The organism is Actinomadura rubrobrunea NBRC 15275 (genome assembly GCF_001552235.1).
GTDB classification, from domain to species: Bacteria; Actinomycetota; Actinomycetes; order Streptosporangiales; family Streptosporangiaceae; genus Spirillospora; species Spirillospora viridilutea.
Map to the genome: position 1 here is coordinate 1 of NZ_BCQU01000202.1, position 1,631 is coordinate 1,631.

The 1,631-nt window shown below is 77.3% G+C and carries 1 protein-coding gene; it reads right to left on the reverse strand.

All coding sequences use genetic code 11. The annotated features are described in order from the left end of the window. Positions 1–1,458: murein biosynthesis integral membrane protein MurJ (gene murJ, locus AR3_RS29010; RefSeq protein WP_067918809.1), on the reverse strand; the 1,458-nt coding region annotated here is incomplete at its 3' end. Positions 1,459–1,631: the final 173 nt, after the last annotated feature.

The following is a 1,631-nucleotide window of genomic DNA, read 5'->3' on the forward strand; positions in this document are numbered from 1 at the left end:
GCCCGCGGCGAGCCCGGCGGCGAGCGCGCGCGGCACGCCCCGCGCCGCCGCGCGTCCCCGCGCCTTCAGCAGCGCGGCCAGCAGCAGCGCCCCGGCCACGGTCATCCCGGCCGCGTTGCCCAGGCCCAGCGCCGCCACCACCCACGGCCGCTCCACGACCAGCACCAGCGCCACGTCGACCGCCATCACCAGCACCCACCCGGCGACGGTCGCCAGCGCGCCGACCCGTCCGCGGCGGCAGGCGAACAGCACCCGTCCCAGGTGCGCCACCAGGCCGTACCCCAGCAGGCCCGGCGCGAAGGCCAGCACCGCGCGCGCCAGCACCTCCTGCTGGTCGGCGCGGCCCGGGTTGAACACCGCGGACGCGGGCAGCGCCACCGCCGCCAGCACCGCCGCGCCCGCGCACGACACCAGGATCACCGCGCGGGTGGTGGCCGCCGTGATCCGGTCGAACTCGGCCGCGTCGCCGTCGTCCGCCCGCGCCGACAGCCTCGGGAACGCGCTGGTGGCGATCGGCACGGCGAGGATCGCCCAGGGCAGCAGGTAGATGGCCCAGGCGTACTGGTAGTTCGCCAGCGCCCCGTCGGTGCCCTCGTAGCTGAGCCGCACGACGAGCAGCGCCGACAGCTGCTGCGCCACCACCGTGGCCAGCCCCGCCGCCGCCAGCCGCCGCACCTGCGGCGCGACCCCGTCGGGGAAGCGCAGGGCGGGCCGCAGCCCGAGCCGCATCCGCCGGACCGCGATCCCGGCGGTGGCGGCCATGGCCGCGCCGCCGCAGGCGGTGCCGACCGCCAGGGTCAGCTCCGCCGACGCCGGCAGGTGCGCCAGGTCGTTCTCGAAGCCGCGGCCCAGCGGCGCGTACGCCAGGTAGGCGCCGATCACCACCAGGCTCGACATCAGCGGCGCCAGGGCGGGCGCGACGAACCGCTTGTGCGACTGCAGCACCCCGTACAGCACCACCGCCAGCCCGTACATCACCATCTGCGACGACATGATCGCGAGCATGTCCGCGCCGACGGCCACGACCCCGGACCGCGCGCAGCCCTGCAGGTCGGCGCCGACCATCAGGTGCATGATCGGCCGGGACAGCAGCGCCATCGCCAGGGCCAGCGGCGCCATCGCGAGCACGATCCAGGTGACCAGCGCCGAGGCGATGCGGCGGACCTGCTCGCGGTCGCCGCGTTCGGCCGGGCCCGCCAGCACCGGCACCACCATGCTGGCCAGCGCCCCGCCCGCGACGATCTCGTAGACGATGCTGGGCAGCTGGGTGGCGGTGAAGTACGCCTGGCTCAGGCAGGACGTGGTGACCGTCTGGGAGAAGGCGTAGGTGCGGCCGAACCCCGCCAGCCGGGACAGCACGGTGATGACGCCGATGACGACGGCGGCGCCCGCCAGGCCGCCGGTGAGGCGGCGCAGCGGCGAGGTCGCGGTGTCGGGTGCCGGTGGGGTCTGTGTCACGTCTGTCCGGGAGCGCCCAGGGGGTGCGGCGGGGTGCGCGAGCGCGAGTCGTCGTCGGAGGCGGGATCGGGGCGGTGCGGCGGACGCGCCGTCCCGTCCGGGCCGTGACGGCGCGCCGCGCGGGTCAGGGCGTCGGGTCGGCCGCGCGGGCCGCCTCGTCGGCGGGACCGGCC